This is a genomic window from Pseudomonas viciae, from assembly GCF_004786035.1.
GTDB lineage: Bacteria > Pseudomonadota > Gammaproteobacteria > Pseudomonadales > Pseudomonadaceae > Aquipseudomonas > Aquipseudomonas viciae.
The window spans coordinates 2,119,649-2,145,598 of record NZ_CP035088.1; the positions used below are offsets into that span (position 1 = coordinate 2,119,649).

Annotated in this window: 28 protein-coding genes; 16 read left to right on the forward strand and 12 right to left on the reverse strand. The window is 59.6% G+C overall.

Annotated features, from left to right (window positions below; translation table 11 throughout):
- Nucleotides 1-128: 128 nt before the first annotated feature.
- From EPZ47_RS09675 to EPZ47_RS09685, 3 genes are all read right to left on the reverse strand, one after another.
- The gene (locus EPZ47_RS09675) at nt 129-851 is read right to left on the reverse strand and encodes a metallophosphoesterase (protein WP_135844552.1); all 723 of its coding nucleotides are present in this window, start codon (nt 849-851) and stop codon (nt 129-131) included.
- Between the two features lie 90 nt (nt 852-941).
- The gene (locus EPZ47_RS09680) at nt 942-1,541 is read right to left on the reverse strand and encodes a putative adenosine monophosphate-protein transferase Fic (protein WP_135844553.1); all 600 of its coding nucleotides are present in this window, start codon (nt 1,539-1,541) and stop codon (nt 942-944) included.
- Nucleotides 1,534-1,710, reverse strand: coding sequence for a YhfG family protein (locus EPZ47_RS09685; RefSeq protein ID WP_135844554.1), 177 nt, complete (start codon nt 1,708-1,710; stop codon nt 1,534-1,536). The genes EPZ47_RS09680 and EPZ47_RS09685 overlap by 8 nt, the downstream gene beginning before the upstream one ends.
- A 510-nt stretch (nt 1,711-2,220) precedes the next feature.
- On the opposite strand from EPZ47_RS09685, the gene EPZ47_RS09690 reads away from it, so the two are divergent.
- The 3 genes from EPZ47_RS09690 to EPZ47_RS09700 all read left to right on the forward strand — a co-directional run bounded on the left by EPZ47_RS09690 (nt 2,221) and on the right by EPZ47_RS09700 (nt 3,861).
- On the forward strand, nt 2,221-2,496 hold the full coding sequence (locus tag EPZ47_RS09690) for a hypothetical protein (protein ID WP_135844555.1): 276 nt from the start codon (nt 2,221-2,223) through the stop codon (nt 2,494-2,496).
- Nucleotides 2,497-2,735: 239 nt separating this feature from the next.
- Nucleotides 2,736-3,023 (forward strand): metal-sensing transcriptional repressor, encoded by a 288-nt coding sequence (locus EPZ47_RS09695; protein ID WP_018610008.1) that lies wholly within the window; start codon nt 2,736-2,738, stop codon nt 3,021-3,023.
- A gap of 7 nt (nt 3,024-3,030) precedes the next feature.
- On the forward strand, nt 3,031-3,861 hold the full coding sequence (locus tag EPZ47_RS09700; protein WP_135844556.1) for a nickel/cobalt efflux protein RcnA: 831 nt from the start codon (nt 3,031-3,033) through the stop codon (nt 3,859-3,861).
- 15 nt (nt 3,862-3,876) lie between these two features.
- Here the strand turns inward: EPZ47_RS09700 and EPZ47_RS09705 are convergent, their stop codons facing one another.
- Nucleotides 3,877-4,827, reverse strand: coding sequence for a LysR substrate-binding domain-containing protein (locus EPZ47_RS09705; protein ID WP_135844557.1), 951 nt, complete (start codon nt 4,825-4,827; stop codon nt 3,877-3,879).
- 228 nt (nt 4,828-5,055) lie between these two features.
- Between EPZ47_RS09705 and EPZ47_RS09710 the strand changes: the two genes are divergently transcribed.
- Nucleotides 5,056-6,351 carry a dicarboxylate/amino acid:cation symporter gene (locus EPZ47_RS09710; RefSeq protein ID WP_135844558.1) on the forward strand — a complete coding sequence of 432 codons (1,296 nt, stop codon included), beginning with the start codon at nt 5,056-5,058 and terminating at the stop codon, nt 6,349-6,351.
- A 10-nt stretch (nt 6,352-6,361) separates the two neighbouring features.
- Complete coding sequence (gene cuyB, locus EPZ47_RS09715) at nt 6,362-7,879, forward strand: cysteate racemase (RefSeq protein WP_135844559.1); 1,518 nt, start codon at nt 6,362-6,364, stop codon at nt 7,877-7,879.
- A gap of 64 nt (nt 7,880-7,943) precedes the next feature.
- On the opposite strand, the gene EPZ47_RS09720 is transcribed toward cuyB, so the two are convergent.
- A complete protein-coding gene (locus EPZ47_RS09720) occupies nt 7,944-8,852 on the reverse strand; it encodes an AraC family transcriptional regulator (protein WP_135844560.1) in 909 nt (302 codons plus the stop codon).
- A 380-nt stretch (nt 8,853-9,232) separates the two neighbouring features.
- Between EPZ47_RS09720 and EPZ47_RS09725 the strand changes: the two genes are divergently transcribed.
- Nucleotides 9,233-10,456 (forward strand): MFS transporter, encoded by a 1,224-nt coding sequence (locus EPZ47_RS09725; RefSeq protein WP_135844561.1) that lies wholly within the window; start codon nt 9,233-9,235, stop codon nt 10,454-10,456.
- 214 nt (nt 10,457-10,670) lie between these two features.
- The gene (locus EPZ47_RS09730; RefSeq protein ID WP_178084244.1) at nt 10,671-10,919 is read left to right on the forward strand and encodes a hypothetical protein; all 249 of its coding nucleotides are present in this window, start codon (nt 10,671-10,673) and stop codon (nt 10,917-10,919) included.
- A gap of 50 nt (nt 10,920-10,969) precedes the next feature.
- Here EPZ47_RS09730 and EPZ47_RS09735 read toward each other — a convergent pair whose 3' ends face one another.
- The gene (locus EPZ47_RS09735) at nt 10,970-11,458 is read right to left on the reverse strand and encodes a hypothetical protein (RefSeq protein WP_135847968.1); all 489 of its coding nucleotides are present in this window, start codon (nt 11,456-11,458) and stop codon (nt 10,970-10,972) included.
- Between the two features lie 293 nt (nt 11,459-11,751).
- On the opposite strand from EPZ47_RS09735, the gene arsN2 reads away from it, so the two are divergent.
- Nucleotides 11,752-12,183, forward strand: coding sequence for an arsenic resistance N-acetyltransferase ArsN2 (arsN2, locus tag EPZ47_RS09745; protein WP_135844562.1), 432 nt, complete (start codon nt 11,752-11,754; stop codon nt 12,181-12,183).
- On the opposite strand, the gene chrA is transcribed toward arsN2, so the two are convergent.
- The gene (gene chrA, locus EPZ47_RS09750) at nt 12,180-13,538 is read right to left on the reverse strand and encodes a chromate efflux transporter (RefSeq protein ID WP_135844563.1); all 1,359 of its coding nucleotides are present in this window, start codon (nt 13,536-13,538) and stop codon (nt 12,180-12,182) included. The two genes, arsN2 and chrA, sit on opposite strands and share 4 nt — an antisense overlap.
- A 160-nt stretch (nt 13,539-13,698) precedes the next feature.
- The gene (locus EPZ47_RS30090; RefSeq protein WP_158296352.1) at nt 13,699-13,845 is read right to left on the reverse strand and encodes a hypothetical protein; all 147 of its coding nucleotides are present in this window, start codon (nt 13,843-13,845) and stop codon (nt 13,699-13,701) included.
- Nucleotides 13,846-13,869: 24 nt separating this feature from the next.
- Between EPZ47_RS30090 and EPZ47_RS09755 the strand changes: the two genes are divergently transcribed.
- The 4 genes from EPZ47_RS09755 (at nt 13,870) to EPZ47_RS09770 (ending at nt 18,964) form a co-directional block, all read left to right on the forward strand.
- A complete protein-coding gene (locus tag EPZ47_RS09755; protein ID WP_135844564.1) occupies nt 13,870-15,441 on the forward strand; it encodes a sensor domain-containing diguanylate cyclase in 1,572 nt (523 codons plus the stop codon).
- Nucleotides 15,442-15,574: 133 nt separating this feature from the next.
- Nucleotides 15,575-16,369: an exodeoxyribonuclease III gene (xth, locus tag EPZ47_RS09760; protein WP_135844565.1), complete on the forward strand. Its 795-nt coding sequence runs from the start codon at nt 15,575-15,577 to the stop codon at nt 16,367-16,369.
- 114 nt (nt 16,370-16,483) lie between these two features.
- Nucleotides 16,484-17,308, forward strand: a complete 825-nt coding sequence (locus tag EPZ47_RS09765; protein WP_135844566.1) for an arylamine N-acetyltransferase family protein — start codon at nt 16,484-16,486, stop codon at nt 17,306-17,308.
- Nucleotides 17,309-17,443: 135 nt separating this feature from the next.
- On the forward strand, nt 17,444-18,964 hold the full coding sequence (locus EPZ47_RS09770) for a nucleobase:cation symporter-2 family protein (RefSeq protein WP_135844567.1): 1,521 nt from the start codon (nt 17,444-17,446) through the stop codon (nt 18,962-18,964).
- A gap of 75 nt (nt 18,965-19,039) precedes the next feature.
- On the opposite strand, the gene EPZ47_RS09775 is transcribed toward EPZ47_RS09770, so the two are convergent.
- Nucleotides 19,040-19,393, reverse strand: coding sequence for a hypothetical protein (locus EPZ47_RS09775; protein WP_135844568.1), 354 nt, complete (start codon nt 19,391-19,393; stop codon nt 19,040-19,042).
- A 262-nt stretch (nt 19,394-19,655) separates the two neighbouring features.
- On the opposite strand from EPZ47_RS09775, the gene EPZ47_RS09780 reads away from it, so the two are divergent.
- Nucleotides 19,656-20,474 (forward strand): shikimate 5-dehydrogenase, encoded by an 819-nt coding sequence (locus tag EPZ47_RS09780; protein ID WP_135844569.1) that lies wholly within the window; start codon nt 19,656-19,658, stop codon nt 20,472-20,474.
- Nucleotides 20,475-20,479: 5 nt separating this feature from the next.
- On the opposite strand, the gene EPZ47_RS09785 is transcribed toward EPZ47_RS09780, so the two are convergent.
- The gene (locus EPZ47_RS09785) at nt 20,480-21,127 is read right to left on the reverse strand and encodes a YceH family protein (protein ID WP_135844570.1); all 648 of its coding nucleotides are present in this window, start codon (nt 21,125-21,127) and stop codon (nt 20,480-20,482) included.
- 131 nt (nt 21,128-21,258) lie between these two features.
- Between EPZ47_RS09785 and EPZ47_RS09790 the strand changes: the two genes are divergently transcribed.
- Nucleotides 21,259-21,768 carry a DUF1993 domain-containing protein gene (locus tag EPZ47_RS09790; protein WP_135844571.1) on the forward strand — a complete coding sequence of 170 codons (510 nt, stop codon included), beginning with the start codon at nt 21,259-21,261 and terminating at the stop codon, nt 21,766-21,768.
- Between the two features lie 214 nt (nt 21,769-21,982).
- Here EPZ47_RS09790 and sstT read toward each other — a convergent pair whose 3' ends face one another.
- Entirely contained in the window at nt 21,983-23,215 is a 1,233-nt protein-coding gene (gene sstT / locus EPZ47_RS09795; RefSeq protein WP_135844572.1) for a serine/threonine transporter SstT, read from the reverse strand.
- A 289-nt stretch (nt 23,216-23,504) separates the two neighbouring features.
- Here sstT and EPZ47_RS09800 point away from each other — a divergent pair, with 289 nt between their 5' ends.
- On the forward strand, nt 23,505-24,665 hold the full coding sequence (locus EPZ47_RS09800) for an MFS transporter (protein ID WP_135844573.1): 1,161 nt from the start codon (nt 23,505-23,507) through the stop codon (nt 24,663-24,665).
- Here the strand turns inward: EPZ47_RS09800 and nhaR are convergent.
- Entirely contained in the window at nt 24,662-25,558 is an 897-nt protein-coding gene (gene nhaR / locus EPZ47_RS09805; protein WP_135844574.1) for a transcriptional activator NhaR, read from the reverse strand. The two genes, EPZ47_RS09800 and nhaR, sit on opposite strands and share 4 nt — an antisense overlap.
- A 139-nt stretch (nt 25,559-25,697) precedes the next feature.
- Here nhaR and EPZ47_RS09810 point away from each other — a divergent pair, with 139 nt between their 5' ends.
- A complete protein-coding gene (locus EPZ47_RS09810; protein WP_135844575.1) occupies nt 25,698-25,949 on the forward strand; it encodes a hypothetical protein in 252 nt (83 codons plus the stop codon).
- The last annotated feature ends 1 nt before the right edge of the window (nt 25,950 follow it).

The window sequence follows — 25,950 nt, forward strand, 5'->3', positions numbered from 1 at the left end:
TCGCGAGTGGATCGAACAATGGAGTTTGCGCAGGGGCACATCGTTGTCAGTGCGGCTGAACAACGAGCCCGTATGTAAACGGCTAGGCATGCGGGTAGTCTGGGAGCGAGTACGACTGATCCCTTAACTCATTGTGTCATGCTGATGTCGGTGATGGTTTCGGTTTTGATCTCTACGAGGCTTAACGCCCCATCGGAAAATGAACAGCCGGTGTCGGTATATATGACGTTGCCCAGACGTGTGACGCTCGACACTGTTGAGTGGCCAACGTAGAGCTGGTTTATTCCTTTTATTGGAGTGTGGTCTTGTCGCTCGATTTTTTCTCTGGCATACAGCGCTGTTTTCAGGGCCAACTGCTGATTTTGTTCCCCGAGTTTTCCAGTTATTGCGTCCTTTGCTTCCTGCCAGCCATCGTGATGTCTGCTGATAGGCGCTTCGGCATGCACAATGCCAATTGTTCGATCGCTTGCCAAATTGACTTCAATGATTAGTGGGAGTTCTTGCAAGGACTTTAAAAGTTCATGCTGGGTGGCGGGTTGTAGTGTATAGAGCCAAGCGCCGCCGTTTCGGATATGCCGGGGGATATCTCCGTGGCCGGAGATACAGTCAATAAGCATCTGCTCATGATTGCCGCGCACCGCATGGAACCACGGCTCCTTAAGCCAGTTCAACACGTCTTCGGAATCGGGGCCCCGGTCGATGAGATCGCCCACGGAAAAAATACGATCCAGATCAGTATTGAAGTTTAGTTTGTTTAAGGCTGACGTTAGAAGCTTGAAGTGCCCGTGAATGTCGCCCACTACAAAGTCTCGACCTTCTTTGTTGATTGGGAATGACTTTGTCTTGTACATGTTCAGTGCTTCAGCAGATGTTAATTGGCGGCAACTGTATCACTTGGCGGAGTAAATCGTAAGGCGGTGAGGGTGAGTACAGTCGGCTGGTCAAGGCCGAATCGGCTGTCCGATACACTTTTCGAATACCAGCTCCATCGGTCCAGGGACGCAGTTGTAAGCCGCGATATTTGCGCAGATCCACTCATCTTTCTCAATTCCCCACCAGCTGATTTCAAATCCGGCATTCATGATGAGGTGTTCAAACAGGATGCGTTGCGCACGGCCATTGCCTTCGCGGAAGGGGTGTACGACGTTGATATCGGAATAGGCTTCTGCAACGGCGACGATCAGGTCAGCCCGGCTCATCCCCTCGAACCAGTTTGCCGCCGCCATGTTGGCGAATATTTTATTGGCTTCCTTTTCCATGTACTCGGGTTGGCAGAAGCGGGTGGTTTGTTTGGACATGCCAACGGTGCGCAGCTCCCCAGCCCACTCGAAAAGGTCCGAAAAGAGAATTCGATGAATGTTCTGCAGATCAGCCAGGCTGTAGGGAGGAGGGCTGAATTCGACGTTGTCCGCCGCGATGGCCGAGAGCTGTTGTTCGGCTGCGCTTAGGGTCAGTTCGTCACGGATGTCGAGTTTGTTGCGAAGGACCGTGGAGCCGGGATAGCAATAAGCGTCCTCGCCGACTCCATATTTGTCAGGCATTAGTTCTGGTCTGGGTGAAGGCCTTCAAGACCTCTTCACGCGTTGGCATTTTGCATTCGCCGTCCGCGAGGGTCACTTTGAAGCCTTCAAGACGGAGGCTGGCCGCGTAGTTGGATCTACGCGTCCTGGCGGCATAGGCCTTTTTGGTTTCAAGGCTGACATTGCCCATGGGGCTGGACCTCAAATCACGCTGGTGGGCGGATTATAGCCCATCCCGCAGGCATGGCCTATGTTGCGACCTGGACGAAAGGCGTTGAGCGCTCATTCGTTTCGAGATTTGTCCTTGCCGCCCATAGTTGCGCAGCCCAATCCATCGCCGGACGCCCCCATCGGAAATTTCCCTCAAGCTGTGTCGCTCCCCGCTGACTATTCACCGAATCACCCCGTGCGCTAAGTTTTCTCCGTCGCTGCAAATTCAGCGGCAGGGTGTGGAAGCCCTAATGCCTGGGATTTTTTCAATTAATCCTGAGATCACCCAATGAAAAAAGGTACAGCTATTGCTTTAAAACTGTGTCCGCAAGGCACGCATTATCTCAACCTCATCCAATCTGTGTTCCATTACATCAACTACCACCTCCTGCTCAACCTACGAATTCCGACCTCGGATTCGGTCCTTCATCCGTGGCATCCCTATCTTCAACCCAGCACTGACCTCCCATCCCCGCAGGAGTAACCCCTCATGTCCCGTTACATGCCCATCACCGGTATTGAAAACAACCTCCACGCGCTCCTGATCGACACAGAAGCGCCGCTGGACGTGCTGCACGACACCGCCGCTTACCGCATCGCCGCTGTCACCCAGTTGCTGGAAAACCTCGCCATGCGTTCCGACATCAGTACGGACGCGGTGGTACGCCATGATTTTGCCCAAGTGCTAGCGATTCCCCTGCGCGATGGGTGTGATTTGCTGGATGTGGTTGGGCGGCGATTGCAGGCGCAGGTTTTGGCGTCGTAAGGGAAGTGGGTGATCTCATAAGGTCTCCTGCCTGACTCACCATCCTTTGCAGGCAGCGATTTGTGGGAGCGGGCTTGCTCGCGAAAGCGGTGTGTCAGTTTGCAGGATGCTGGCTGTGCCGACGCCTTCGCGAGCAAGCCCGCTCCCACAGGTTAATCAGCGTTTCGATGGGTTTGCTTGTATCCTCCCTGGGGGGATAGGATGGCGGTGTTGATTCATCGAAACCCAAGGCTCAAGTCATGAGTGCGCACGACCACGAACATCCCCACCAAAGCCATGCAGCGATCATCAAGCGCCTCAAGCGTGCGGACGGTCATTTGCGCAGCATTATCACGATGATCGAAGAGGGTCGTGAGTGCGTGGATATCGCTCAGCAGTTGCATGCGGTGGAAAAAGCGGTGTGCCAGGCCAAGCGCACGTTGATCCAGGATCACATCGATCACTGCCTGGAGGACACCGTTTCGTCGCTAAATAAAGGCGAGCGCGCGCCCCTGGAAGCCTTCAAACAAATCACCAAGTACCTCTAGGCCCGACATGCCCAATTTTGCTGAGTTGCTGCAACAGGGGGGCGCTCACGCCTGGCTGTATTTTCCCAGCGCTATCTTGCTGGGCGCCTTGCATGGTTTGGAACCGGGCCATTCAAAAACCATGATGGCGGCGTTTATCGTGGCCATCCGTGGCTCGGTAAAGCAAGCGGTGTTGCTGGGCTTGGCGGCTACGCTTTCCCACACGGCCGTGGTGTGGCTGGTCGCCATTGGCGGCATGTACCTCGGCCAGGGGCTGGATGCCAAGACCACCGAGCCCTATTTCCAACTGGCGTCTTCCGGGCTGATCATCGCCATCGCGCTGTGGATGTTGTGGCGTACCTGGCGTGGCGAGCAGGTGTTCAAGCTCGAGCATCGTCACGATCACACTCATCATCACGATCATCACGACGACCACAACCACGACGAGCTGAAAGACCTGGCGCCGTCCCTCGATGGCTATCAGGATGCCCATGAGCGGGCGCACGCCAACGATATCCGTAAGCGCTTCACCAATCGGGAGGTCACCACGGGCCAGATCGTCGTGTTCGGCCTGACGGGTGGTTTGATTCCTTGCCCGGCGGCCATTACCGTCTTGCTGCTGTGCCTTCAGGTCAAGGAAGTCGCGCTGGGCGGCATGCTGGTGCTGAGCTTCAGTATCGGCTTGGCAATCACCCTCGTGACCGTGGGCGCGGCTGCGGCCATAGGGGCAAGGCAGGCCTCCAACCGCTGGCCTTGGTTGGGCAGTGTTGCGCGGCGCGCACCTTACCTGTCCAGCGTGTTGATCATCGGTGTTGGTTTGTACGTCGGTATCCACGGCTGGAACGGTTTGAACGCGTAGCCGAGCGCAGATCATTCAGCCGTTGGTTTCCGCTAGCGCCGCAGACGCATTGCCAGGTCGATGCAGTGAAGCCCCCTCCAACGTCTTCCACAGCTTACGCATCGTCGGATTCCGATTGGCGATCGCACAATACGAGCGGATCTCCAGCCGCGTGCTCCATTCCTCGCTGCCAGCCCGGACCAACAACCCACGCTCCAACTCATCAGCCACCGCGCTCTGTGGCAACCAGGCCACGCCATAGCCTTCGATGGCCATGCGCATCAGCAGCATCGCCATGTCGGCCTCGTAACAGCGCTCCAGCTCAGTCGGTGCCGGGCCGTTCTTGATGACGATATCCGCCACGCGACCCAGGAATGTCGTGGCCGTGTAGGCCAAGTAAGGGACGGGTTTGCCGGAGCGGCCCGGCAAGGGGAACAGCGGTTCGCCTTTAGGGTTGGGGGCACACAGAGGGATGAACGCATCGTGGCCGAGGGTCAGGCTGCCGAAGCGCTCGGCGTCCAGCAGGATCGGCGCCAGCGGATGGTGGTAGACCATCATCAAATCGCAACTGCCTTCCTCCAGCGCGATAACGGCGTCATGAATATTGGCGGCGACCACCCGAGCGTTGAACTGCTCGGTGTTTTGCTGGAACTGCGAAAGCCATTTCGGCAGAAAGGTCATCGAGAGGCTGTGACCTGCGGTGATCTGGATGGAGCGTCCCGGCATCCGCTCTACGTCACGCAGCATCGAGCGCAATCTCAGTAAACCGGCGAGGGCTTCTCTGCTTTCGTCGCAGAAGGTGATGCCTGCGGCCGTGAGCTGGACGGGGTAGGTGCCACGGTCCACCAGCTTGACCCCCACCCATTCCTCGAGGCACTGGATTCGGCGCGACAAGGCCGATTGCGTCACGCAGCGGACTTCGGCGGCGCGGGAGAAGTTTTTCCATTCGGCGATCGCCAGTAGATCGTCCAGCCACTTGAGTTGCATATCAGGATCTCCCGCTGTGAGAGCGCCATTTTACGTCGCAACTGCCCGGCCCAGCGTGGCTTTTCGTTAACTATTCCAAAAGCGCATGGAGCTAGCAGGATTACTCATCATCTCCCCGGATCCGCTCCTTAGAATCATTACCGTAGTACCCATGCCGCCAAGAGTATCGGTACATCCACTTGATCCCTGCCAAGTAAAAAACTCCAATAACTACTTGAGGACAGCACCGTGAAGAAGAATAAGCTCCCACGTCGAATTGCAATGGGTATCGCCCTCGGCGTGCTGGTGGGTTGGGCGTGTCACCATTTCGCAGGGAGCGAGCAAAGTGCCAAAGAGATAGCTTCTTACTTTTCGATGGTCACCGATATTTTCCTGCGCATGATCAAGATGATCATCGCGCCGCTGGTCTTTGCGACGCTGGTCGGTGGTATCGCCAGCATGGGCAATTCACGTTCCGTCGGCAGGATTGGCGCTCGGGCGATGGCCTGGTTCGTTACCGCTTCGGTGGTATCGCTGCTGATCGGTATGGGCCTGGTCAATCTGTTTCAACCCGGTGCCGGGCTGAATATGGACGTGGCCCAGCAAGCGACGGCTGCCGTGCCGGTCAACACCGGCGATTTCAGCCTCAAGGCGTTCATCGGTCATGTGTTCCCTCGCAGTATTGCTGAGGCGATGGCCAACAACGAGATCCTGCAGATCGTGGTGTTTTCGCTGTTCTTCGGCTTTGCGTTGGCGGGCGTGAAACGGGCGGGCTATACGCGGATCACCGACTCCATCGAAGAGCTGGCGAAGGTGATGTTCAAGATCACCGACTACGTCATGGCCTTCGCGCCGATTGGGGTTTTTGCCGCCATCGCCTCGGCCATCACCACCCAGGGGCTTGGCTTGCTCGTCGATTACGGCAAGCTGATTGCCGAGTTCTACTTGGGGATCCTGATCCTATGGGTGCTGCTGTTCGGTGCCGGCTACCTGTTTCTCGGTCGCTCCGTTTTCCACCTCGGCAAGCTCATCCGCGAGCCGATCCTCCTGGCGTTTTCCACCGCCAGCAGCGAGTCCGCCTACCCGAAAACTATCGAAGCGCTGGAGAAGTTTGGCGCACCCAAACGCGTGTCCAGCTTCGTGTTGCCCCTGGGTTATTCGTTCAACCTGGACGGTTCCATGATGTACCAGGCGTTCGCCATCCTGTTCATCGCCCAGGCCTACAACATTGACCTGAGTTTCACCCAGCAACTGCTGATTCTTCTGACATTGATGATCACCAGCAAGGGCATGGCCGGTGTCGCACGCGCCTCGGTCGTCGTGGTCGCGGCCACGTTGCCGATGTTCAATCTTCCTGAGGCGGGACTGTTGTTGATCATTGGCATCGACCAGTTCCTGGACATGGCCCGCACGGCCACCAACGTGGTGGGTAACAGCATCGCGACGGCGGTGGTCGCCAAGTCCGAGCCTTTCGAAGAGGCCGCTGAAGACGAGGGCGCGCATTCCCCCGTTCGGTCCCGATCCGAACCGGTTCCGGTTGTTTGAGGAGAGGGTCATGAAGGTTAAAGCGAAGGTGAGCCACCAGGCCTCTGTTGTCCGCAAGTTGGGCATTGTCGGTGGGCTTGGGTCACTGGCCGGGGGCGATCTGTTCTACAAGTTGGTCAAGTCCCGTGCGGTGCTCGAGGATCAAGGGCGCTACCACTTTCTGTTCGAGCAGCACCCCTTCAAGGATGTGCTGTTGCCGCTGGACCAAGGCGCGAGCATGACGTCGCGCAAGTTCTATGTGTTCCAGGTGTGCAAGTCGTTCGAGGAAAGTGGCTTCGATGCGGTGATGCTCCCGTGCTTCGCCAGCCAGACTTTCCGTGCGGAGATAGAAGATGAGCTGGGTATTCCCGTGCTGGACATGATGGCCGCCTTGACCCGGCACGTCAGCCACACGGTGCCACCCCAGACGACCCTGGGCGTCATCGCCTCTGACTTCGTGCGTCATTGCGGATTGTTCGAGCGGCATTTTGGGAAAGACTTCCAGATTGTCTACCCCGACGCAGATGCTCAAGCAGGGTTGATGGACGCCATGTACGGCCTCAACGGCATCAAGGACGGTCACCTCGACGGTGTGCCGCTTGAAGCGGTCTACCAGGCGTGCCTCTCGTTGCAAGCCCAGGGTGCGACGGTGGTCCTGCCCGGCATGACCGAGCTTTCGCTGGTGTGTGCCGACTTGCAGCGCCGTGGGATCGCGGTGCTGGATATCAACGAGATCTACGCGGACTTCGCGACGCTGGATCAGCAACAGCCCAGGCGGCCGCCCTTCAAATTGGGCATCGTCGGCGGCGTTGGGCCTGCCGCCACGGTGGATTTCATGGCCAAGGTGGTGGCCAATACGCCGGCGGGAAAGGACCAGGACCACATCAAGATGGTGGTCGAGCAGAACCCGCAGATACCGGACCGGACGGCGAACCTGCTACGGGATGAAACCGATCCGACCATGGCGATGTACGCCACCTGCAAACGCCTCGAAAGCGCGGGTGCCAACGCCATCGCGATTCCTTGCAATACCGCCCATGCCTTCGTCGAGCGCATCCAGGCACACCTGAGGGTGCCCATCGTCAACATGCTGACCGAGACGGTGGAGTGGGTCGTGCACACCTACGGTTCGGGCAAGGCGATTGGTCTGCTGGCGACCTCCGGTACCGTGCAAAGCCAGGTCTATCACCAGGCGGCACGCCGCGCCGGGCTTCAGATCCTTACGCCGGGTGTCGATTATCAGGCGATGGTCATGGACGCCATCTACGGGCCGCGGGGGGTCAAGGCTGGTTTCACAGAAGGGCTTTGCAGGGAGCAACTGTTGCTGGCGGCGGAGCATTTGTGTGAGTTGGGGGCGGGGGTTCTGATTTTGGGGTGTACGGAGTTGCCCTTGGTGCTTGGGCATTGCGAAGCGTTCGACATCAATGGGCACACCGTGGCGCTTGTTGATCCGACGATGATCTTGGCGTTGAAGTGTGTTGCCTTGGCGCAAAGGCACGGCCTCGTGGGAGCAAGGCTTGCCCGCGATGAAGCTAACGCGGTCTCCTGAAGGCCAAGGCGCCTGCATCGCGAGCAAGCTTTGCTCCCACGGTTAATCCATGCGCGATGATGAATCAAACAGCCTTGGCCGGGCTACGCAACGCCGCGATATCCCGCTTGGGTGGCGCGCCAAACAGGCGGGCGTATTCACGGCTGAACTGCGAGGGGCTTTCATAACCCACTTTGAAGGCCGCACTCGCCACGTCCACATAGTCGTTGAGCATCAAGCGTTTCGCTTCGTTCAACCGCAGCCACTTCTGGTACTGCAGCGGGCTCATCGCGGTCAGTTGACGGAAGTGGTGATGAAACGTGGGCGCGCTCATCTGTACCAGCGCCGCGAGGTCGTCCACGCGGATCTGCTCGGTGTAGTTCAACTTCAACCAATCGATGGCCTTGGCGATCCGGTGACCCTGGCTGTCCACCGAGGCGATCTGCCGCAGTCGGGCAGCCTGGTCGCTCATCAACAGCCGGTAGTGAATCTCGCGCTGGATCAGCGGCGCCAGTACCGGGATCGCTTCAGGTTCATCGAGCAGCATCAGCAGGCGCACGAACGGCTCCAGCAGTTCGGGCGTTACCGTACCGATCCCCGCGCCGATCCCGACGGGGCGATCACGACACGGCGCGATCTCACCCTGGGCGACCAGATCGGCCACCAGGCGCAGGTCGAGCCGCATGACCAGGCCCAGGCAGGGCTGTTCCGGGGCTGCCGCGATCACTTCGGAATTGGCCGGCAAATCCAGTGACGTCATGAAGAAACGCGTGGTGTCGTACCCATAGGCCTGGCCACCGATCCATACCTGTTTCACGCCTTGGGCCACGAGCACGATGCTCGGCCCGATCATGCAGGTGGCGGGCGGTGCAAGGGCTTCGCGTCGGAAGAAGGCGAGGCCGGCGATCGAGGTTTCGAAGTCGCCGGTTCCAGTGGTGCGGGCACCAATGAGGTCGGCGAGCGTCTCTTGTGGGGATCTGCGTTGAGTGGCCATATTGGGTTCAGGTGTCATCTCAGGTTAATAGCTCTGGGCAGAACATTAACCCGCCAAGCGAAGCGCTGCCTATATGCAGTCTGTGAAGTCACAGGATCAGGCAAGAACTCCAGCGAAATGCACTACCGGATATCGGGGGGGATCCCCGAAGATGCACATCAACGGTGACGTCAAGTATCGCTTCGTGATCGATAACGCGACCTTGGCTAGCTGATCTTCGAGGCCCGGTTGAGCAACGTTGACCGGGTTCTCGCACAACAATCTGAAGCAACCGCTGATGCTCCTGTTCTGCGGCGCCGACCCTCGGTGCCGCAGTGCGCCTCTTTGAGCCCTGAGTGTCCCGACGTTCAAGTCCATCCAGAAACACAGGATTCCCTCCGATGACCGATACCTCTTTGCCGAAATCAAAAGGCCAACCCGCATGGAGCGCGGTATTCGCCATGTCACTCGCCGCGTTCGCCCTCGTTGCATCGGAGTTCATGCCGGTCAGCCTGTTGACGCCGGTCGCGAGCGATCTGCAGGTCAGCGAAGGGCAAGCCGGCCAGGGCATTGCTGTTTCCGGCGCGTTCGCCCTGATCACCAGTCTGTTCATCGCATCAATTGCCGCCCGGGTCGACCGCAAATGGTTGTTGTCAGGTCTGACGCTGCTGATGATCGTTTCCGCAACGGTGGCCGCACTGGCGCCCAACTACGCCACCTTCATGGTCGGTCGCGCGTTGATCGGGGTGGCGATTGGCGGTTTCTGGTCACTGTCGGCGGCCACGGCGATGCGGCTGGTGCAGGACGATCAGGTCCCGCGGGCATTGGCCATCGTCAACGGCGGCAATGCCTTGGCGACCGTGATCGCGGCGCCGTTGGGCAGCCTATTGGGGGCGATCATCGGTTGGCGTGGCGCGTTCTTTTGCATCGTGCCTGTTGCAGCCGTTGCGTTGGTCTGGCTGCTGTTGCGCATGCCCTCCATGCATTCGCAGCCGAAGGAGGGCAGCAATAACGTCTTCCGGTTGATGACCCGTGCTCCGGTCGCGCTGGGCATGTTGGCCGTCAGCACGTTCTTCATGGGCCAGTTCATGCTGTTCACTTACCTGCGACCGTTCCTTGAGACGGTGACGCAGGTGAGCGTGTCGATGCTTTCCTTCATGTTGCTGGTGATTGGCGTGGCGGGTTTGCTGGGTACCTTCCTGATCGGGGCATTCTTGAAGAACGGGCTGTATCGGACGCTCATCGTCATTCCCCTGTTGATGGCCGCCATCGCCATGGCTCTTGTGTGGTTCGGCGGGTCAGTGATGATCACGACGTTCCTGCTCGGTCTCTGGGGCCTGGTGGCCACCGCTGCCCCCGTAGGCTGGTGGACCTGGCTGGCGCGCACGCTGCCGGATAATGCCGAAGCCGGGGGCGGATTGATGGTGGCGATCGTCCAACTTGCCATTGCGGCGGGTGCAACGGTGGGCGGCATACTGTTTGACCTGAGCGGGTATCAAGCGACCTTCGAAACCAGCGCGGCCGTGTTGGGCATGGCCGCCGTGCTGACTCTTCTGGCTGCACGTTCCGCCGTTCGGGGGGCGTCACTGACTCCGAGCGCGACGACATGTAGTACGGCGGGTTAAAAACAGCTGGCACCCGTGACAATGGCAACTTTCCCCGTGAGTCGGTTCCTAACCCGTTCCCCGCGCGCGCAAAGCCAAAGGCTGTTGAATGGACGACCGTTGAGCGCGCCATGGTCGGTGGCACATTGATGGCATGGTATGCTCTGCACTTGTTTAACCATCAAGTTGGCGAGTTGTGACTACCGAGCGAATTTCCCAGTTAGAGCAAGCCCTTATGGCCGTGATTGCTGCTGCGGGAAAGGTGGGCATCAGCAGCGACGAGCTGTGCGCACAAGCGGTGGGCGGGCTGATGTCTGATCCTTACTGGTGCTGGGTAGATGCCCGATGCGCACAAGGCGCGGCGGACGAAATCGACAACGCCTTGAACAGTCTGGTGGGAAGGCAGACGGTGCCACTTACGCCGCCACCGATTGAAATCGCGTCTGATGGAGTCATTGAGTCAGCGGCGCAGATCAGCGGCTGATCAGTTTGACTCAATACAAATGGGCGACCTCAAGAGGTCGCCCATTTGCGTTAAAGCCCCAGGCCTTCTTCTACCAGTGCAATCAGAGCGTCTTCGTTCAGCACCATGGGCTCGGGTTGCTGTTGCCCGGTCGAGCGGAGCGCCTGGGTGTGCCACAGTGATTCACCATGCTCACCCACGGTTCGCACAATGCAGCGTTCCTGCCCCGTCATATGGACTTCAATACAGCCTTCTCCCTTGGAAGAAAAGCGGGCGATCGGGTCGAGTTCGATGCGCCGGTGGTTGCCTTCAATCACCAACTGATCGATGGCGTAGCTGTAAGTCGAGCCGCTGAAGTGACTTTCGAATACGTGGGTGGGGTTGTGCCGGATGTCCAGGCCGGCCTCGCAGACCGGCGCCAGCCAGGTCTCGATCTGACGGTATAACTCGTAGACCTGAGCGGGCCAGTGTTCGATGGCCAGGTCGGCACAATGATCGGTATCGGCCGGGGTCCGTTGGGCTTGCCTCAGTTTGGCCGCCAGCTCGTCTGCTTTGCTCATGTCGATTTTCCCTGTCGTGATGATTGGGTTGAGCGTAGCTGAAGGACAATGGGGATCGTCTTGCGCTGGGTCATGAGCTGGCGCTTTGTTGAGTCTTGCTGGCATTGGCTGGCGTTTGCCTTGGACGATTTCATCCATCTGTTGCACGCTGTCCATCAGCTCATCGAAGAATTTGCTCACGGTTATCTCCAGTACTCGACGATGAGCAATGCTATGGACTCCATTCCCCGATTCACCCTATGGTTTGTAACCCAATCTGGGAGTCGGACAGGACACAGGACGGAGCAACAGTCATGCGCATGACAGCACTGAGTAATGACGATCTTGAACCGTTACGCCACGCGCTCACCTTGGCTGGCTTGCCCGTGGATGACCTGGATTACCCAGGCCGGCAGTTTTTCAGCTTCAGTCAAGCGGGTTTCGACGTGGCGTTCGCTGGGATCGAGGGGGAGGGAACCGACCGATTGCTGCGCTCGCTGGTTGTCTTCGAGGGGCAACGCGGGCGAGGCACCGGTGCGGCGGTGCTGGGCGCTCTTGAGGTGTTTGCGAAAAGCGAGGGGGTAGAGCGGCTCCATCTGCTGACCGATAGCGCCGCCGCGTTCTTTATCGCCCAGGGCTACCAGGAACAAGACCGTTCGCTGGCGCCCGCTTCGATCAGCGCAACGGCGCAATTCAAGACGTTGTGCCCGGCCTCGGCGACGTATCTGAGCAAGAGCCTCGCTTAGCGCAGCAGGTACACCGCCAGCCCGGCCAGCCCGCAGGCCAGCAACACCTGGATCACCCCGCGTTTGTAGCGAAACAGCGCAATGGCCGCCGAGACTGCGATGATTGCCGACGGCCAGTCCAGGGCACTTGAAAAACCGTTGGGCCAAAGCACGTGGTAACCGAAGAAACAGGCCAGGTTGAGGATCACCCCGACCACGGCCGCGGTAATCGCTGTCAGCGGGGCGGTGAACTTCAGCACGTTGTGGGTCGACTCCACCAACGGGCCACCGGCCAGGATGAACAGGAACGAAGGCAGGAACGTAAACCAGGTCACCAGCGTGGCGGCGACGGCACCGGCGAGAAACGCCTGTTCGGGACCGAATACCTGCATCACGTAGCCACCGACGAAGCCAACGAACGCCACCACCATGATCAGCGGCCCGGGGGTGGTTTCGCCCAAGGCCAGGCCGTCGATCATTTGTGTCGGTGTCAGCCAGCCGAAGTGTCCGACGGCGCCCTGGTAGACGTAAGGCAACACCGCGTAGGCACCGCCGAAAGTCAGCAAGGCGGCCTTGGTGAAGAACCAGGCCATTTGCGTCAGGGTGCCTTCCCAGCCGAATGCCGCGGTCAGCAGCCCCATCGGCAATGCCCATAGCAGGGTACCGATAATTGCCAGCCGAGCGAGTCTGAAGGCGCTGAACCGGGCATGCTCCGGGGGCGGGGTGTCGTCGTCGATCAGGGCCGGGCCGAAGGATTGGTGCTGGGTGCCGTGACTGCCCTGGCTGAATTTTTCCGGTGCCCAGCGACCGCCCAGGTAGCCGATGATGGCTGCACCCAGCACGATCATTGGGAAGGGGACGTTGAAGGCGAATATCGCGGTGAACGACGCGGCGGCGATCGCCCACAGCCAATTGTTCTTGAGCGCGCGGGAGCCTATCCGGTGGGCGGCGTGCACCACGATTGCTGTCACGGCGGGCTTGATGCCGTAGAAAATCCCCGCCACCACCGGCACTTCGCCAAAGGCGACATACAGCCAGGACAGCGTAATGAGGATGAACAGCGAAGGCAGCACGAACAGCGCCCCGGCAATGACCCCGCCCCAACTGCGGTGCATCAGCCAGCCCAGGTATGTCGCCAATTGCTGGGCTTCCGGCCCCGGCAACAACATGCAGTAATTGAGTGCATGTAGAAAGCGTCGCTCGGAAATCCAGCGTCGGCGTTCCACCAGTTCCTGATGCATGATCGAGATCTGCCCGGCCGGTCCGCCGAAACTGATAAAACCCAGCTTGAGCCAGAACCAGAAGGCTTCACGCAGGCTAACGGCCGAGGGTCTGGCGAGGGCCTGTTCGTCGACGATTCGGGTGGGGGTGTTCATGGTCGGTGGGTACTTAACAGTCCGGGGCACTCTACGTTAGGGGGCATCACGCAATTTAGATAGCCCCTGCAAGGTTTGCTTGTAAAAGGCAGCGGCGGGTTAGCTGATAAATTCCCTCGCCACAACAATATTCGACTCAGGAATATCGGAGTGGCTTCCCTCAGGTTGGCCTGTCGTTTTCAGCCGGTTTGAGTTCGGTTTTTGGATCCATCCAGCCACCTATCGGCTGCGTGACACGGGCAAATTGCCGCCCCACAAGCGGTAGGCTAAGCTCACGAATATTGGGGGCTTTGAGCCATTTACTCATGCTTTGCCCTCCTCAGGAATTCGCTTGCCTATCCCCATTTTCGATCCGTTCCATACCCCCGGCGGAGCTCTGAAGCGCGTGCCGTTGCTGAAGGCAGCGGTAGCGTTCATTGCGGCGGTGTGCCTGTGCCTTTGCGGTTTGCTTTATCTGCAACTGGAGCAGTCGCGCCGCTATGACCTGGAGTCGGCCCGTGTCGCCTCGGCCAACCTTACCCGGGCCATGGCCCAGCAGGCCCAGGACACGTTCCTGCAGACCGATCTGGTCCTGGCCAGCCTGGCGGACTGGATGCAGATCGACGGTTTCGGTCCGGCGCTGCAACCGCGCTTGCAGGCAACCTTTTCCCGGCGAGTGCAATCACTGGAGCAATTGCATGGCCTGTTTCTGTTCGACAAGCACGGGCAATGGGTCATCACCTCCTTTGAAAACTTGCACAGAGGGCCTGGAATTGCGGACCGGGAGTACTTTACGTTCCACCAACAGAACGCGTCTCTGATCGCCCATATCGGTCCGGCGATCCGCAGTCGGCAAAATGGCGAGTGGATCATCCCGGTTTCCCGGCGCTTGAATGATCAGGACGGCAACTTCCAGGGCGTGCTGTTGGCCGGGATAAAAATGTCCTACTTCGACCAGTTCTTCAAAAGCTTCAGCCTCGACGACAAAGGTGAGATGGTCCTGGCCTTGTCCAACGGGATCTTGCTGGCCCGTCGGCCCTTCGATGAGGCGAAGATTGGCCGCTCTCTGCTCCAGGACCCCGTCTTCCAGCATGAGTCGCAGAGCATCACGTCCGACAATACGGCGATTCGTTCCGTCGTCGATGGCGTCCTCAGGCTTTATGATCATCAACATTTACAGGCCTACCCGCTGGTGGTCACCGCCGCGATGTCCGAAGAGGCGATCCTGGCGAGCTGGCACGACAGGGCGTTCCAATCCATCTTGATTGTGGCCCTGGTGGTTTTGGGCATTTGCCTGTTCGGCTGGGTATTCCTGCGTCAGGTGCGCAATAGCGAGCGGATCGAAGCGGACCTGCGCAAGGCCCAGGAAGCCCTGGAGCTGATTGCTACCCATGACAGCTTGACCGGGCTGGCGAACAGGCGGCTGTTCGAACGGGCCCTGGACATCGAGTTCGGCCGAGGCGCCCGCCAGCGCAGCCCCTTGAGCCTGGTGATGGTCGACATCGATTTCTTCAAGCGTTACAACGACACCTACGGGCACGTGGCGGGGGATCATTGCCTGGCGGAAATGGCGAAGGTGCTCAAGAGCTGCTGTCACCGCAAGGCTGACCTTGCCGTGCGTTATGGCGGTGAAGAATTCGCGGTGCTGTTGCCCGATACCAACTTGCAGGGGGCCATGGCGTTGGCCGAACAGATCCGGCAGAGGGTCATCGACACGCACATCACCCATTCCGGTTCCCCGATCGGTTACCTGACGGTGAGCCTGGGTTGCTATGCGTTTGTGCCCAGCAGCCTGGACAGCATTGAAGTCTTTATCCAGCGGGCCGATGCCGCGCTTTATCAGGCCAAGCACGGCGGCCGTAACCGTGTCGCGGCCTTGTCGAGCGAAGGCGGACTCGACCCACTGGAACGCTCGGATCGTTGAGGTTGAGTGCAAACATCGACTCATCGGCCACGGGCGCTTGCTCAGGTTGAAAACCGGTTCCTGAGGATCCCGTGCAACCACCGCGACCGATTGCAGGTCACAGCCAGTGTCCTGGCATTTCGAGTGGGCCCCCATGAAAAACCTGCGGATCGCGACCTTCAATATCAATGGCATCCGCGCCCGGCTGCCTAACCTGCTGGAGTGGCTGGAGCGGGAAAAACCCGACATTGTCTGTTTGCAGGAGCTCAAGGCAGCGGACAAGGACTTTCCGGCGGCGGAGCTGGAGTCGGTGGGGTATGGCGCGATCTGGCACGGGCAGACGTCGTGGAACGGCGTCGCTATCCTGGCCCGTGATGCAGAGCCGCTGGAGAGCCGCCGTGGCCTGCCCGGCGGGGAAGAGGACAGTCACAGTCGCTACCTGGAGGCGGCGGTGCATGGGGTGCTGGTAGGGTGCCTGTATTTGCCCAATGGCAACCCGCAGCCTGGCCCCAAGTTCGACTACAAACTGGCGTGGTTCGAACGGCTTATCGACTATGCCCAAGGACTCCAGGCCAGCGATCACCCGGTGGTGCTGGCGGGTGACTACAACGTGGTGCCCACCGACATGGACATCTACAACCCGCGTTCCTGGCTCAAGGATGCGCTGTTGCAGCCCGAAAGCCGTGAGTGCTATCAGCGCCTGCTGGACCAGGGCTGGACGGATTCGTTACGCCATCTGTACCCGCAAGAGCGGATCTACACCTTCTGGGATTATTTCCGTCAGCACTGGCAGAAAAACTCCGGGCTGCGCATCGATCACCTGTTGCTCAACCCGGTGGCAAGCCCCTACTTGAGTGAGGCGGGCGTGGACGCCTGGGTCAGGAACCAGGCGCACCCCAGCGACCATGCTCCAACCTGGATCCGGCTGGCTTCGCGAAAGCGGCGTTGAGGGGCGCAGGGCCCATGCCGCTTATTGTCTCTGAAAGGGGAATGCCTTATACCTGGCGCCCAGCAGCAGGGTGCTTTCTGCCAGCCCTGCATGGACCAGGAAAAGGACACCCTAATGAGCCAACCCCGACTGAGTGATACCGGCCGCTATCTGCGCCGACTGGGCTTCGATACGCCGCCAGCCCCGACCCTTGACACGTTGCGTCAGCTTCAATGGCGTCACACGGCCGAATTTCCCTTTGAAACCCTCTCGACGCTGCTGCGCCAACCCGTGGCCATCGACCTTGAGTCGGTCGAGCGAAAAGTCTTCGAGCAAGGACGCGGCGGCTATTGCTATGAGCTCAATCAACTGTTCCTGGCGCTGTTACAGGCGCTGGGCTTCGAGGCCCGAGGCATCACCGGACGGGTAGTGATCAATGCCCCCGAGGGCGCCTGGCCCGCGCGAACTCATCGCCTGAGCCTCGTGACGTTCGACGGTGTGCGCTACATCACCGATGTGGGCTTTGGTGGCATGGTGCCGACCGCGCCGCTGCTGTTGGACAGCCGAGACATCCAGGTCACCCCCCACGAACCGTTCCGAATCGAAGACAACGAGGACGGCTACCTGCTGCGAGCCAACGTCGCCGGCGAGTGGCGGCCCATGTACCTGTTCGATCTGCAACGCCAGCAAGACATCGACTACACCCTCGGCAATTGGTACGTCTGCAGCCACCCTGAGTCGCCGTTCATGGGCCGGCTGATGGTGTCCCGCACCGGTGACGGCTTGCGCAAGACGCTGAATGGCAACAGTTACGCCGTGCACAAGATGGGGCAAGAGAGTGAGCGACGCTCGATCACCGACGCGGACGAATTGATCGACCTGTTGGAAAATGAGTTTGGCCTGCGCGTACCGCCGCGGGAACTCTTGCGGCCTGCGGTTGAGGGCCTGTTGCAGCTATGAAATAGGGCTTTGCGGCTGCGCGGCGGTGCTCTGTTCGTCGCGCGATGCGCAACAAGTTGTATACAACTCTATGGACATTTGTCTTTAGTTTTGAATACAGTGTGCGCATAACAAAAAACAGGGAACCCCCGAACCATGAAAACGCCCCATGTTTCACTCCCACGGCCCGAGGACGAAAACCTTGGCGTCGGCGCGAATATGGCTTACGGCCTGCAACATGTGTTGACGATGTACGGTGGCATCGTCGCCGTGCCGTTGATCATCGGCCAGGCGGCCGGGCTCTCACCGGCGGACATCGGTCTATTGATTGCGGCGTCCTTGTTCGCGGGTGGCCTGGCGACGTTGTTGCAAACCCTTGGCCTGCCATTCTTTGGCTGCCAACTGCCACTGGTTCAAGGGGTTTCGTTTTCAGGCGTCGCCACCATGGTGGCGATTGTCGGCAGCGGCCCAGAAGGGGGCTTTCAGGCGATCCTGGGTGCGGTGATTGCCGCATCCCTGATCGGTTTGCTGATTACCCCGGTGTTCTCCCGAATCACTCGGTTCTTTCCGCCGCTGGTCACCGGCATCGTGATCACTACCATCGGCTTGACCCTGATGCCGGTGGCGGCGCGCTGGGCCATGGGCGGTAACAGTCACGCCGCCGATTTCGGCAGCATGGCGAACATCGGCCTGGCTGCCGTCACGTTGGTGCTGGTGCTGCTGTTGAGCAAAATGGGCAACGCAACCATCTCTCGGTTGTCGATTCTGCTGGCGATGGTCATCGGCACAATCGTAGCGGTGTTCCTGGGCATGGCGGACTTTTCATCGGTCAGCGAAGGCCCGATGTTCGGCTTCCCCACACCGTTTCACTTCGGAATGCCGACCTTCCATATCGCGGCGATTCTGTCGATGTGCATTGTCATCATGGTGACCCTGGTGGAAACCTCCGCCGACATCCTCGCCGTGGGTGAGATCATCGACACCAAAGTCGACTCCAGGCGTCTGGGCAACGGTTTGCGGGCCGACATGCTGTCGAGCATGATCGCGCCGATCTTCGGCTCTTTCACCCAGAGTGCCTTTGCCCAGAACGTCGGGTTGGTGGCGGTGACCGGGATCAAGAGCCGTTTCGTGGTGGCCACCGGCGGGGTGTTCCTGGTGGTGCTCGGCCTGCTGCCGTTCATGGGCCGGGTGATCGCCGCAGTGCCGACTTCCGTGCTGGGTGGGGCCGGTATCGTGCTGTTCGGCACCGTTGCCGCCAGTGGCATCCGAACCTTGTCGAAAGTCGATTACCGCAACAACGTGAATCTGATCATTGTCGCCACTTCAATCGGCTTCGGCATGATCCCTATCGCCGCACCGAACTTCTACGATCATTTCCCGAGCTGGTTCGCGACGATCTTCCACTCGGGTATCAGTTCTTCGGCAATCATGGCGATCATCCTGAACCTGGCGTTCAACCACTTTACCGCGGGTAACTCTGACCAGCAGTCAGTCTTCGCCGCCGGCACCGAGCGAGTGTTGCGCTATCAGGATCTGGCGGCGTTGCGTGAAGGTGATTACTTCAGTGACGGCAAGCTGCACGACTGCGATGGCAATCAGATTCCCGTGGTGGCGGAGCCTTCGCACGCACCGGAGGAACATGGTCCGGTGCGCCTCAAAAGCAGTGAGCACGTCTGACACTGCCAGCCCAATGAAAAAGCAGCCTGTGATCCTCGATCACAGGCTGCTTTTTTGTGTCACCTAAGAGGCTGATTACCAGCGACCGTAATGACCGCGAGGTGGGCCATAGTAATAGCCCCGTGGTGGCCCGTAATACACCGGTGCCGGGCGGTAGTAGATCGGTTGTTCAACATACACCGGCTGTGGCTGGTAATAGACTGGTGGCGGTTGCTGCACATAGACCGGCTGCGGCTGGACGTAGACCGGTTGCTGCTGCACATACACCGGACGATCACGGTTGATGATGGCTGAGCCGACGATGGCCGAACCGACGATCGCGCCAAACACTGCGGGCCCCTCCCAACCACCACGACCGTGGGCGGATGCCTGGCCGGTGACCGCGAGTGCCCCCATGAGCAGGGCAATGATGGGAAGTTTACGATTCATGGCTGTTCCTCGTTTCGGCCCCGGCGCCTGTGGTCTGTAACAGACCCGATGAGGGTCGCGGGGATACTTGCTCTGACAGCGATTTTTTCAAAATTTGCCGCGCCGTTGGGTAAATATTGTGTAAGGTCTGTAGCGTTTTCTTTACCGCGTTGCGCCATTCATCCGGTCTGAGGTCGGGCTGGATAGGGCCGTATCATCATCGAGTAAAACCTTTCGGGACGGGGATTCCGTTTGTCAGAAAGTGACTGCAAGAGGACCCAGCATGCAGATCAATCCCAACAAAGACACCCAACTGTGCATGTCGCTATCGGCACGCCCCGGGAATTTCGGCCTGCGTTTTCATAATCACTTGTATGAACAGCTGGGCCTGAACTTCTACTACAAGGCCTTCAGTAGCCAGGACCTGCCCGCAGCGGTGGGGGGGATTCGTGCCCTGGGTATCCGCGGGTGCGGGGTGTCGATGCCGTTCAAGGAAGCCTGCATTGCCCTGGTCGATGAACTGGATCCTTCCGCTGCGGCGATCCAGTCCATCAACACCATCGTCAACACCAATGGCCATTTAAAGGCCTACAACACCGACTACATTGCCATTGCTCAGTTGCTGCAGACCCACGCCGTGCCCAAGGACTCGACCTTTGCCCTGCGCGGCAGCGGCGGCATGGCCAAGGCTGTGGCCAGCGCCCTGCGCGACGGCGGTTACAAGAAGGGGTTGATTGTTGCCCGCAATGAAACCGCCGGACGCGCCCTGGCCGAGTCCCTGGGTTTTGAGTGGCAAGCTGAGTTGGGTACGCTGCGGCCACAGATGCTGATCAACGTCACGCCGATCGGCATGACCGGTGGCGCGGAAGCCGACCAGCTGGCGTTCGAACCCGATACCATTGCAGCGGCCGATACCGTGTTCGATGTGGTGGCGATCCCCTCGGAAACGCCACTGATCGTGCGGGCCCGGGCTGAGGGCAAGCGGGTCATCACCGGGCTGGAAGTGATTGCGATCCAGGCCCTGGAGCAGTTCGTGCTATACACCGGCGTGCGGCCAAGCCCGGAGCAGTTCGACAAAGCCGTGGCGTTCGCCCGGGCCTGAGGCGGTTATTCCAGGCGCGCCAGACGCTCCTCCAGCGCCGCGATCCGCGCTTCGAGCTCTTCGATGCGCTCCAGCGGCACGCCGCTGCCGGCACCGCGCTCCACGGGATACTGGCGCGCGGCGAGGATCGTCTCGATGTCTGCCGGGTCGCCCATGGCATGCATATAACGATCTTCGCGTTGGCCAGCCTGGCGCGGCACCAGCAGCGCCAGCCCACGGGCAATCAGACGTTCAAGCTGATGCACCACTTGTTCGGTATCTTCAAAGTCGTGCATGCGACCGCTGCGGGTCAACAGTTCATTGACGGTTTGCGGGCCGCGCAGGAACAGCAACCCCATCAGAATCACCTGGGCCGGCACCAGCTCCAACGCCTTGTCGACCCGATGCTCCCAGCGGTCGGCGCGACTGCCCATCACCAGTTTGGTAAAGCCGCGACCTTCCAGCGCTCGCAGGCTTTGGCCGACCTGGCCCGGGTTGAGATTCATCACCGGTTCACGGCTGGTTTTCTGGTTGCAGGCCAATACCAGGGCGTTGAGGGTCAGCGGGTAGGTCTCAGGGTTGGTCGCCTGTTTCTCGACCAGCGCGCCGAGGATGCGAATTTCTGTGCTGTTGAGCCGTGGTTCTTCAGCCTGGCTTTGTTCTTCGATACTCATCGCGCGTTCCCTATGCTGTGGAAGCCGCCTAGCCTAATCCTTGCGCAATAAAAGACAAGCTGCGCAACGGCCGTGGCTATAATCGCTGCACATTTTGATGTGTCCTTTTCCACCTCCTGCATGAGATCGCCATGACTATTTCCCTGTACGCCGCTTCCGTCCCGGTTTTCAAGCAGATGCTCAACGCCCTGAGTGATGTCCTGAGCAAGGCCGAAGCCCACGCCAGCGCGAAAAACATCGACCCGAACGCCTTCCTGCAAGCCCGCCTGTACCCGGACATGTTCCCCCTGGTGCGCCAGGTGCAGATCGCCGTGGACTTCGCCAAAGGTGTGTCCGCGCGTCTGGCCGAGATTGAAGTGCCGAAATATGACGACAGCGAAACCACTTTCGCTGAGCTGCAAGCGTTGATCGCCAAGGTCCTGGCCTTCATCGACGGCATCAGCCCCGAGAAGATCGATGGCAAGGAAGGCATTGAAATCGTCACCCGTCCAGGCACGCCGAAGGAAAAACGCTTCACTGGTCAAAGCTACCTGCTGACCTATGGCCTGCCGCAGTTCTTCTTCCACGTCACCACCACCTATGCACTGCTGCGCCACAACGGTGTGGAAGTGGGCAAGCGCGACTACATGGGCGCGTTCTAAACCCGCCGGCATGAAAAAGCCCGGGACGGTGTGGGCCGTTCCGGGCTTTTTTGTGGCTGTAATATTTGCGCAGTTCTGATGTACCGAAGCCTGCTTCGCGAGCAAGCCCGCTCCCACAGGAAATATTTGGGCAGACATAAATCCAATGTGGGAGCGGGCTTGCTCGCGAATGCGGAAGATCAGCCAACCGCATAGGCCAAGTTTGCCCCGATCGTTACGCCGTGCGCGCGAGCCTCTCTTCCTCACCCAAGCAAGCCGCCGCCGTAAACAGCACATCCGTAGACGAATTCAACGCCGTCTCCGCCGAGTCCTGCAGCACACCAATGATGAACCCCACCGCCACAACCTGCATGGCAATCTCACTGGGAATACCGAACAGGCTGCACGCCAGGGGAATCAGCAGTAGCGAACCGCCAGCCACGCCAGACGCACCGCAGGCGCAAATGGCTGCAACGACACTCAGCAGCACCGCCGTCGGTATATCCACCGCGATACCCAGGGTATGCACGGCCGCCAGGGTCAGTACGGTAATGGTGATGGCGGCACCGGCCATGTTGATGGTCGCACCCAGTGGGATCGACACCGAATAGGTGTCTTCATGCAGGCCCAGGCGCTTGCTCAGCTCCAGGTTCACCGGAATATTCGCCGCCGAACTGCGGGTGAAGAACGCGGTGATGCCACTCTCGCGCAGGCAAGTGAATACCAATGGGTAGGGGTTGCGACGCAGCTTCCAGAACACAATGAGTGGGTTGACCACCAGCGCCACGAACAGCATGCAGCCGATCAGTACGGTGAGCAGATGCAGGTAGCCGAGCAGGGCACCGAAGCCGGAAGTGGCCAGGGTCGAGGCCACCAGCCCGAAGATCCCCAGCGGGGCGAAGCGGATCACCAGGCGCACGATCACGGTCACGCCATTGGACAAGTCTTCGAGCACGGTGCGTGTGGTTTGGCCAGCGTGGCGAATGGCGATGCCCATGCCGATAGCCCAGGCCAAAATGCCGATGAAGTTACCGTTCATCAGGGCCCGGACCGGGTTGTCCACCACGCTCAGCAGCAAGCTTTGCAGCACTTCGCTGATGCCGCCCGGAGCGGTGACGGCGACGTCGTGGGTCGTCAGCACCAGGCTGGACGGAAACAGCGTGCTGGCAACCACCGCGACCACGGCTGCGGCGAAAGTGCCCAGCAGATAGAGGAAAAGAATCGGGCGAATATGGGTTTCCTGGCCGTGCTTATGGTTGGCGATCGACGCCATGACCAGCACGAACACCAGGATCGGCGCCACGGCCTTGAGCGCGGAGACGAAGACCTTGCCGATGAATTCGGTGGACTTCGCCAGCTCCGGAGCCAACCACGCCAGGGCGATACCGGCGATCAGGCCGATGACGATTTGTGTGACCAGGCCAGTGCGTTTGAGGCGTTGTAAAAGGGACGGTGACAAAGCAGTCATAACGGCATCTCTGTTTTTTTTGTGTGCAACGGTCGACGAACTCAGGGCAACAAGCGGGCAGGCCACATGAGCGGGACCGAGAGGATGTACAGCATTCGCAGGGCGCGGACTTTATCACAGCTCGCTGAAAAATCTGACGGACCTGTGACGATCCGTCACCCTTATCCGGGTCATTCGGCGCGTTTTGTCTGGCCTGCAGATTCTGTTAGGCTTTGTCCTTCCCTCATTTCTCTATTTGCCAGCGAGCCCTCGGGCTAACGCTGGTATCGTCGTTTTGCTGGAGTTGTGCATGTTGTTACCCATTTTCCTGTTGTCGGCCGCCGGTTTTACCGTGCTGACTACGGAATTCATCATCGTTGGCCTGCTGCCATCCATCGCCCGCGACCTGCAAGTCACCATTCCCCAGGCCGGTCTGCTGGTCACGTTGTTCGCGTTTACGGTGGCGGCGTTCGGGCCGTTCCTGACTGCCTGGTTCGCTCGCTTCGAACGGCGCAAACTGTTTATCAGCGTGCTGGTGATGTTCGGCCTGGCCAACGTGCTGGCAACGTTCGCCCCCAATATCTGGGTGATGGCCGTTGCCCGGTTGATTCCGGCCCTGGGCTTGCCGGTGTTCTGGGCGTTGGCCAGTGAAACCGCGGTGGACATTGTCGGCCCCGAGTACGCGGGGCGGGCCATTGCCCGGATCGGCTTCGGCATCGTCTGCGCCACGGTGTTCGGCATTCCGGTGGGCACCCTTATTTCCGACGCATTCGGCTGGCGCAGCGCTTTTGCGATCCTGGCGGTCATTGCCTTCGCCAAGGCGCTGCTGCTGTTTATCTACCTGCCCAGAACCAACCTGCACCAGCATCAAGTGAGCTTGCGTTCGCAATTCAAGATCCTGCGCAGCCCGTTGATGCAAGGGCATGTGCTGCTGTCGATCCTGGTGTTCAGTGGCATGTTCACTGCCTACACCTATCTGGCGGACATTCTCGAACGCCTGGCCGGGTTCAACGGCACGTTGGTGGGCTGGTGCCTGATGGGCTTCGGCGCCGTGGGGTTGCTCGGCAACTCCTTGGGCGGCCGAGCGGTGGACCGGCATCCGTTGATCGCGTCGATGGTGTTCTGCCTGTTCCTGATCGGCGGCATGGTGGCGGTGGTACCGGCTATCCATTCGACCTTCGGGTTGGCGGCGGCGATGGGCATCTGGGGCGTAACCCAGGCGGCGTTGTTCCTGGTCAGCCACGTGCGGCTGATGAAGGCTGCGCCCGAAGCCCCGGCCTTTGCCGCGTCGCTGAACATCGCCGGTGCCAACCTGGGGATTGGCCTTGGCGCGATGGTCGGCGGCCGGGTCATCGATACCCTGGGCCTGGGCAGCGTCGGTTTTGCCGCCGCCGGGTTCATCCTTGTATCGATCCTGCTGGCGATGTTGCTGATGACCTTCAAGCCTCGCGCCACCTGCACGAATAGCTAAGCGCTGAACAGTTCGCGCCGCGCCCCTTCGGCGATCGCTACGATGCCTGGGTGGCTGACCTTGCGCTCCACGGAAATGGCGTAGAAGGATTCACTCACTGCGTCGGTCTGGCCGATCACTTCTACGCCGTACTGGCGCTTCACCTCTTCGGCAATCACGCTTGGGCCGATGAAAATCCCACTGCCTGACTGGCCGAAGGCCTGCATCAATGCGCTGTCGTCGAACTCACCGACGATGCGCGGTTGGATCTGTTGCTCGGCGAACCAGCGTTGCAGGCGGCTGCGCACCACGGTTTCCGGGCCTGGAATCAGCAGCGGGGCGTCATGCAGGCTGTGGGGGAAATCCTGCCCGTAGCGTTCGGCCAGCGCGGCGGTGGCGAAAAAACTGATCCCACATTCCCCCAATTTCTGGCTGTAGCCCTTGATGTCCAGGTGAGTCGGCATCGGGCTGTCGGAAATCACCAAGTCCAGGCGCTGGATCGCCAGGTCCGCCAGCAGCCGTTCGAGCTTGTCCTCGCGGCAGGTGATGCGCAGCGGTTCACTCAGTTCCATGGTCGGCGCCAGTAGCCGATAGACGATGGACTTGGGTACCACATCCGCTACCCCGACCCGGAACAGCGTCTGCTGCTCGTTGGGCTGGGCGCGCAGCATCAGCTCGAGTTCGCCGCCCAGTTGGAACATGTGTTCGGCGTAGGGCAGTGTTTGCCGGCCAGCCTCGGTCAACTCCAGCTGCCGCCCGACGCGGCGAAACAACTTGATGTTATAGGTCTGCTCGAACAGGGAAATCTGTCCGCTGATGGTTTGCGGGGTGAGGTTCAGTTGCTCGCAGGCCCGAACGATGCTGCCCGTTTTCGCCACCACCCAGAAGTAATGCAATTGTCGGTAATTGAGCATGGGTGCACACCGATTCGTAAAAACCGAAGTATAACCGCTGAAAATACGAATTTTCCTGAAGTATCGTCGTCTCTAGAATGCCTTGCCATTGGCGAGCCACCTTTCGTGCTCCGTCTAATCTCTTAGAGGCATTTACTCCATGACATACAAATCCCTGGGGCTTGCAGCTTTGTTGGTGATCTCTTCAATGACGCTGGCGGGTTGTGAACAGGCCGAAAAAAGCGCCCAGCAATTGATGGGGCAGGCAGCAGAAACCGCCAAGCAAGCAATCGACGACACCCATAAGGCCGCCGAACAGGCTATCAGCGAAGCCACCGGTGGGTTGATCAGCCCCAAGAAAAAACCGGCGGACGACGCTGACGAGTCAACATCCTCCAACCAAACCATCTAAA